Source organism: Treponema sp. UBA785, from assembly GCF_002297065.1.
Lineage (GTDB): Bacteria > Spirochaetota > Spirochaetia > Treponematales > Treponemataceae > Treponema_D.
In genome coordinates this window covers 23,914-31,746 of record NZ_DBJD01000069.1, presented here as the reverse complement: position 1 = coordinate 31,746, position 7,833 = coordinate 23,914, and the positions used below count along the sequence as shown (strand labels likewise).

Genomic DNA, 7,833 nt, shown 5'->3' with positions numbered 1-7,833 from the left:
TCCCTCGCAACTGCAAACAGAACATTCGTTTTATAAGGAAAAGGCGAAGGAAAATCCCCTTCTAAAATACGCTCTTCTTCAGCAAAAAAAACTCCTGAGCGCTTTTTCCAGTAATTAAAAGATTTTCCTATGCTCAGCGTGGCAGAAGTACAGACAACGCTGTCCATCGGCTCAAAAACACCTTTATTCATCGTCTGCGAAATATCAAGCGGAGTTTGAACAAACTGAACGTAATAAGGATTTTCAATATTTTTTGCAACTGCCGAACTAAGCTTTGATTTTTGAATCCAATATACAAAATCCGGATGTTCGTTCCATGACAAAAAACTGCCAAGAACAACCGCAGAATCTTCAAGTCTTCTCAAAACGCTTTTTGTTTCGTACAAAACAGGGCTGTCTTTTGCTTCTTCTGGAATACAGTCAAAAAGCTTGCGGACATTTCCTGTAAAATCCACAATATGCTTTTGCAAAACCGACATTGAATGAAGAACGTTCACAAACTGAGTCTGAGTATTCTTAAAAAGCCTTAGAGTGTATTCGTGCTCTAAAAGCGCAAGTCCGGCATCTTCAAGCCCGTTCAAAGCGACTTTTATTTGATTTACGCTTTCAATCAGAGAGTCCGAATTTTCTTCTGAAAAAGAAAGAGAAAGAAGCGTGAATAAAAAGCCAGCGGCAACACCTCTCCTTGTCCTGTATAAAAGATTAAGCTGTTTTTGAATTTTAAAACGGTTTATCTGATTGCTAAAAAAAGAGGTTGCGGCATCCTCAATTCCGTGAGCTTCGTCAAAAACAATGCGCTTATAAGGCGGCAAAACAGCGGTATCTTCAAAGCCTGCTCCTTCAAGCCGGGATTCAATATCTGCAAATAAAATATGGTGGTTTACAACAAGAATATTCGCATCGGCAGCCTCTTTGCGAACCTTCATCACAAAGCATTTTTCCCGAAACGGACATTTCATCCCCATGCAGGCATCCGCTTCCGAGTTTACCTTCTGCCAAACATTTTCCGAAGGCATAAAAGAAAGGTCGCTCCGGCTTCCAGTCGGTGTATTTTTTGACCACTCAAAAATTTTATCAAAAATTTCCTGTTCTTCATTGAATAAATCGCGCTCTTTTTCAGTTTCATCAAGTCGGCGCAAACACAAATAATTCTGCCGGCCTTTTACAAGAACTGCCTTTATTTTTTTTCCTATGATTTTTTCTGCCGCAGGAATATCTTTTTCAATCAATTGCTGCTGAAGATTTATAGTTCCTGTTGAAACAACTACTCTTTCCTTGTTTTCGACAGCCCAAAGCATCGAAGGAATAAGATAAGAAAAAGATTTTCCGACGCCAGTTCCCGCTTCAAAAATACCAATTTTGTTGCCGTTTAGCGCGCTTACGATTTTTCTTACAAGCTCAAGTTGAACAGGGCGCTCCTCATAGTCTGTAGATTTTTTAGCTAGAGGACCGTTTTTCGAAAGATAAAAGGCAACTTTTTCAGAATTTAACTTTTTTATAACACGAGGTAGAACTGGTTCCATTACAACATAAACTTCAGAAACTTCGTTGTTTATTATGTAAAATCCCTGGGCATTTTCAGAGCATTCTGAAGCAACCATAAGATCCGCGTCAGAAGGATTGAGATTTCCAGAAGGATGGTTATGAATAAGGACAGAACAGTTTCTCTTTTGCGAAAAATTTACCGGGACAGAATTCAAAGAACCTCTGGCACCGACACTGACAGAAACCACAACTCCGCTTTCGTTTATCAACCCTGAAAAAAAAACTTCATTTCCAGAAGCGTTTTTTATCTGGGCGCGCATTTCCGCTCTTGCATTATCCGAAAACCGTTTGTTAATTTCCATCGCTCCGCCCCTAAAAAACAAAAGCGCAAAAAAAAGCCTTGCAACTTTTAGTTACAAGGCTTTTACATCTCCTAGCAGAATTGAACTGCTGTTGTCGGGATGAAAACCCGATGTCCTAACCACTAGACGAAGGAGACTTGTTTATATCATCTGCAACGCAGTTGACTATTAGATAATAACAAAGCATAAAAATTACGTCAATACCTCAAAAGTTCTTTTTTTGAATTTTTTATAACTTTTTGTTTATTTTTTTTCTAATCAATTTTACATGCTAATATCGAGCTTTTTAAGAAGTTTTTCTTTAAAAAGCTTTTCATCCGCAAGTTCCAGCCCCATAGCTTCAGCAGCAGACAAATCGTCCAAGGCTTTTTCGTCTTCTCCAATTTTTGAATAGGCGACGGCCCGTCTGTAACGTGCATGAGATTGAAATTCATTTATTTCAAGAGATTTAGAAAACGCTTCTATTGCTTTTTCGTATTTTAAAAGAACTGTATAGACTATTCCAATATAGTAGTAAGAGCGGAAACCATTTTCATCATATTTTACGCTTGACTCAAAATCTTTTAGCGCATTTTTATAATCATTGGAAGCAAAATAAGCCATTCCTCGGTGCTTAAAAACTACGGAAAGAACAATATCCGCAGGAACAGGCTTTGATTCAAGAATTTGGGTATAAATTATGATTGCCTTCTGCATTTCGCCGTTATTATGCGCATGTATAGCGTCAAGCAACATATCATCAATCGTTCCCCTGACAAACTGGCTTGCTTTTCCAATTTCTTTAGTGTCATTTTTTAGCTTAGATTTTTCTTCTTCAGAGAATTCTCCGGTTGCTTCGTCAACTTTTTCGTAAAAAGATTCCCTGCGCTCAGACGTTTCAAACTGAAGTTTTTTTTGATAATCACGAATTTCCTGAAAGATCGTATCCGCAAGACTTAAACTTGCATTTATAGAAGCAAGTTTTCTTCTTAAAGGCATATCAAACGGAGAAAATTCTGTTTTATAGATAAGCTCGTGCTCAACTTCCGCCCAGGCATCCTGCAAAATCGTCCTTATCTGAATTTCACAGACAAGTCCGTCAGGAACTTTTTCAGAATTAGAATCAGGCATACAGTCAGCAGGTATTGAAATCAAAACATGTATCGATTCATATCCAAATTCCCTAAAATTATCACCGCTGCCTTTATATTCAACTTCTTTAACCGTAAAATTTTTGCGAATCTGCTGCTCTACTTCATGCAAATCTTCTATGAAGGCACAAATAATTCTTATGCCAATCATATCGGTCAGTTCGACAAGTTTTCCTCGAAAAGAAAATTCGTCAGCCTTAAGACGTAAAATTTTTCTGTAATACGAATTAAAAGATTTTATTCTTGATTTATAAGTTGGCATTGAAGCAAGCTTTATCGTTTTTTTAAGTTTTGCTTCAATTTTTTGCATTATTTCTGAAAGAACCTGATTATAAGACTCGTAGATTTTTTTGATTTCGTATTTGTGCGGAATTGAAAAAGTAATTTTGCTCATTGATAAAATTTAACATTGAAAATAAAAAAAAGCAAATTAAGAAATTTTGAGCATAAAAAAAACCGCCCGAAAAACACGGACGGTTTCCAGAAGTTTCCTTTATTTAGAAAACTTATTTAGCATCTGCTGCCTGACCACCATTAGACTGAGCATTAGAAGTAGAATTTTCATCAAGTGAAGATGAGAATGAAGCTTCTGTTGCCATCTTAGATTTTTCAAGGTAGCGGTTAACCTGCTTGTTACCAAAACGGCTCATTTCAAAATTCTGACGAGCAGATTCTTTCTTTGTTACGATTCCCCAAAGATCCTCGTCAGCAATGTCGCGTTCAGAAGTAAGTTCTGCTTTGTCGTAAATAATTTTTACATCTTTGAAATAACCGATGAAGTCATCACCTACGTGAGAAGCATCGCGTGTAATCTGGAATCCAGCAAACTTAACAAACGGAAGACCACGTGGATAGATCGGATAAATGCGAATTTCGCGTGTACGTACTTCAGAAATATAATCCGGGTTGTTCCAAGTAAGAGTCTTCCAACCGTCAAATCCGAGGTATCCCATGAAGTAACGGCGAGTTACACCATCTGTATCTCCAAGAAGAACGTAAAGTCCATGAGGAAAATTCATACCCAAGGTTGTAACAGCAATTGATTTGATTGTTCCAACATTTTTTACAACACCGTAAGCTGGAGAATCATCACTGTCAGCTTCGAACAATGTGCGTCCAGAAGCTTTTTCTTCGTCTGTCTGTGGCTGACGGTTGCCATTTGCATCTGCTGTTGAAAGCGGTTCATAAGCAGGAATTTCGAATGGAGGAACAATTTTTGCATTTGCATTATATGCTCCAGATGGGAATACTATGCGTACACCCATTACATTTTTTCCAGCAAATGGCACTTTTGCACTTTCACGAACAGGCGCAGGCACAACCTGAGAGTTAGCGAGAGCACCTACAGTCTGAGCCGAACTGTTGAGAACGATTTCCCAATCTCCAAGGTACAAAGAAGTCTTCATAAGATCTCTCTGCTCCTGGTCAAAAGTTGCACCAGCTGCAACACCATAATCCATAATTGTGCGGCTGTTTTCAGGGATTTCAACATCGCTGTCCTGAGCTTTGATAGTAATATCAGCATCAAGAGTTGTGAAATCGATAAGTGTTGATTCCTTTGCAAATACAGATGCACCCAAAAGCATCATTCCTGCAACGGATAAAACGAAAGTTTTCTTCATTCGAAGCTCCTTATATTCGATTGATGTAGCCTTGTTATTCAATAATTATTCTATAACCAATTGCTTTTGTCAATTGTTTTTCGCTTGGATTTTATCGTCCAAAAAGACGGATTTTCCATCAATAAAGAGTTCTATTTTCTTTACAGATGGAAAATTAGCCTTTACATTCATCTGCAAAAGTTCATAACTATTTTGCAAATTTACGTCCGGCGAAAAATTCATAATCGCCTGTTCAGAGAGGTTTAAAAACAATGTTCCTTCACGCAAAAAACAAAAAATCACGCGTGTGCCTAGCGGAAAGAACGGCCTTGCACGCTGCGACATAGGTCCTGAAAGCAGCTCTTCAACATAAAGAGTAAGTTTTGAACTGCCTTCTACGTCCGGAACATTTCTATTTTCATAAACAAGATTTTGGCTTCCGGCAATATTATACCGAAACGAATACCTAAAGCCCCGGAAATTAAGCAAATAAAAGAAAAGAGAAACAATAAAAACAACAAGAAGAACAAAAATCAACTGAACTTTCCGGTTGTTTTTTAAAAGTGAAGAAATTTTTTTCATCATTTCGAACCTGTAAATCCTCTTGAACGCTCAAAATGCGTTACAAAAGCAGATAATCCATTATATATTCCAAGGGAAAGCTTCTGCAAGTAAGATTCATCTTTTAAGAGAAGTCCTTCTTTCTGGTTCGTAAGAAAACCAAGCTCAACAAGAACTGCCGGCATATTTGAATTTCTGACGACGAACCACTCTTCAGCCTTGATTCCGCGGGCAGAAGAAAGATTTCCGACCTGAGCCTGCATTCCGTCCATTATGAATTTTGCAATCAAAATGCTTTCCGTTGTGTATTCTTCTTCCATCATCGAATTCATAACCGTGTACAAATCATTGTCTTCAATGCTGCCTTTTTCAAGAACCGTGCGCCTGTAACCTGGAGAAAGATACCAGACTTCAAAACCAGAGGCTTTTTTGTCGAGCGAAGCATTTACATGAACAGAAACATAAAGAATCGCTTCCTTGTCCTTAAGTTTTATTGAATTTGCAATTTCAGTACGCTGCGAAAGCGAAAGAAAAACATCTTTTGAACGCGTAAGCTGAATGTTTTTGTCGGGATATGCGGCTTTTAAGCGTGAATAAAGCATTTTTCCGACAGAAAGGTTTATCTCTTTTTCTGTTACAGTGATTTTTTTGCCGTTGACAATGTGAGTAAATTGCGCCCCTGGATCTTTTCCGCCATGTCCGGGATCAATCAGAATTGCACCGATTTTAAATCCATTTTGGGAATTTTCCGTCTTAAAAAGACTTTCCGCTTCATTCAAAAAATTCTGGCTTACAAAAACTGCACCATCTGTTACCTCCGGACTGTCTACAAGCACAAGTTTCTTGTAATCTTCAAGAATAAAATCATCGCCTTTTCTAAAAGAAACCTGATGTCCGTTTTTTTCGAGGATTCCGCTTTCAGAAAGGCTGTCCCAATAAACTGTAATTCCTGATTTTGCGCTTTCTTCAAGAAGATTAAGCATTTTTCTTTGAGCAGAAAGAGGAATTAAAAAAATAAAGAACAAAACTGAAAAAATTTTATGATTTTTATTCACTTTTTTTACCGTCTATTGTTTTTTTTGCCGTGTACAACATGCCCTGAATTGAGCCTCGCAAAGCCGACTTCCAGAATTTTTTTCCGTCAAGCTCTTCGTGGTCAGGGAAAATTGAATCAAATTTTTCGACGACCTGGGCAAATGAGCAATGATTCCAATCGCAAATCTGATTTTGAACGTTTTTTATTTCTACCGGAACAAAATCCGCTATTTTTGCATTTGCAGGAATATTGCAGATTTTTGACCAGTCGAGTTCAACATCAAATGCTGAAGGTGGAAAACCTTTTTCGTCCGCCAGTTCAATTTTTTCAAGAAAATCTTCGGTCTTTTTATTGTTTGTTTCGAGAATTAAAGTAATTTTATTCAAAGCGTCATAAGCCGCTTTTTCGGCATTTTTTCTGTCAGAAGCCTTTGTGATTATGTTTCCGCATTTTTCTACGTTGTTGCGCGGAAAATTCACTTCATCGCCATTTTTTGCCCGTGGAAGAACTTCCTCTACCCCGCAAACTTCCGAAGTTTCTTTTAAGCCACGAATTTCTGCTATTTTTCCGGGAATGCTAAGCCACGCGCGCTCTGCGCTCACATTTTTTGACTCAAGCTCATAAAGCTCAAACGGCTGAACGCTGTTTTTTACGGACTGGTGCGGATTCCATTCAATTTTTTTGCGGTTCCTTAAAATATAATCAGGTTCCATTCCGACAGATATTTTTAACGCTTCTTTTGTAAGAAAACAGCCAGAAGAAAGTGGAAAAGTCCATCCGCTCATGTAGCCGCCAGAAAGACGGGCTGCGATTTCTCCAATCATAGGACCGTTTTTTGTATATTTTATATCTGCCTTTGCGACTCCCTGAGTTAAACCGAGGGCTTTTGCTCCAAGGGCAAAGGTTGCAATAAGTTCGTTCTTGATTTTTGAATCGGCCACAGAAGGCATTGTATGTCCGGTTTCGATAAAATACGGCGGATAATAGATGTGTCTGTCGGCAAAACCTGTAACCGTAAAAGTTCCATTGTAAATGAGCGCGTCAATGCTAAATTCTGCGCCTTCCATATAATCTTCAAAAATCGCTTTTCTTGTGCGGCTGTTATTTATTGCGCAAGAAACCGCAGGTTTTAATTCTTCTTCTGAGCGAACAAGCCTGCAACCACGGCCTCCCATGTTGTCGACAGGCTTTATAACTTTTGGAAAAGCAATTTTGTTATTTCTTGCAAGAACCAAAAGTTCTTCCAGACGTTTTTCATCAATTTCTTCAAATTCTGGACTCGGAACTCCATTTTTCTTAAAACATTCGCGCATTCTGACTTTATTGGAAGCGTTCAGGCAAGATTCGTACCTGTGCCCAAAAAGACCAAGATGCTCTGCAACGTAAGCTGTATTTGCCGAAAAATCAGTGCCAGCCGTAAAAACACCGGCAATAATCATTCCTTTTTCTTTGATTTTTTCAGCAAGATGAACCAAACCGTCCTTGTCTTTTAAATCGACAGGCTCAAAAATATCTGCCATTTTGGAGCAGACTGCGTCAGGATTTCCATCAGCAACAACTGTCTTAAAACCAAGTTCCTTTGCAGCACAGATTGCAGGTTTTTGCATAAGTCCTGCGCCAAGTATGATTACTGCTTTTTCGTTCATTTTTAAAATTTT

General features: G+C 38.4%; 6 protein-coding genes and 1 tRNA gene. All 7 read right to left on the bottom strand.

Features of this window, described 5'->3' with window-relative positions; translation table 11 throughout:
- The coding region (locus B2X33_RS05675; RefSeq protein ID WP_296668257.1) for a JAB domain-containing protein at positions 1-1,847 on the bottom strand (1,847 nt) is incomplete at its 3' end.
- Positions 1,848-1,912: 65 nt separating this feature from the next.
- Positions 1,913-1,984: transfer RNA gene (locus B2X33_RS05670), tRNA-Glu, on the bottom strand.
- 127 nt (positions 1,985-2,111) lie between these two features.
- The gene (locus B2X33_RS05665; RefSeq protein ID WP_296019853.1) at positions 2,112-3,371 is read right to left on the bottom strand and encodes a RelA/SpoT-related domain-containing protein; all 1,260 of its coding nucleotides are present in this window, start codon (positions 3,369-3,371) and stop codon (positions 2,112-2,114) included.
- 112 nt (positions 3,372-3,483) lie between these two features.
- Positions 3,484-4,599: a flagellar filament outer layer protein FlaA gene (locus B2X33_RS05660; RefSeq protein ID WP_296019855.1), complete on the bottom strand. Its 1,116-nt coding sequence runs from the start codon at positions 4,597-4,599 to the stop codon at positions 3,484-3,486.
- 69 nt (positions 4,600-4,668) lie between these two features.
- Positions 4,669-5,163 carry a GerMN domain-containing protein gene (locus B2X33_RS05655; protein ID WP_296019858.1) on the bottom strand — a complete coding sequence of 165 codons (495 nt, stop codon included), beginning with the start codon at positions 5,161-5,163 and terminating at the stop codon, positions 4,669-4,671.
- Positions 5,160-6,194, bottom strand: a complete 1,035-nt coding sequence (locus B2X33_RS05650) for an N-acetylmuramoyl-L-alanine amidase (RefSeq protein ID WP_296668255.1) — start codon at positions 6,192-6,194, stop codon at positions 5,160-5,162. The genes B2X33_RS05655 and B2X33_RS05650 overlap by 4 nt, the downstream gene beginning before the upstream one ends.
- On the bottom strand, positions 6,187-7,821 hold the full coding sequence (locus tag B2X33_RS05645) for an ATP-grasp domain-containing protein (RefSeq protein WP_296668253.1): 1,635 nt from the start codon (positions 7,819-7,821) through the stop codon (positions 6,187-6,189). Before B2X33_RS05645 ends, B2X33_RS05650 begins: the two co-directional genes overlap by 8 nt.
- Positions 7,822-7,833: the final 12 nt, after the last annotated feature.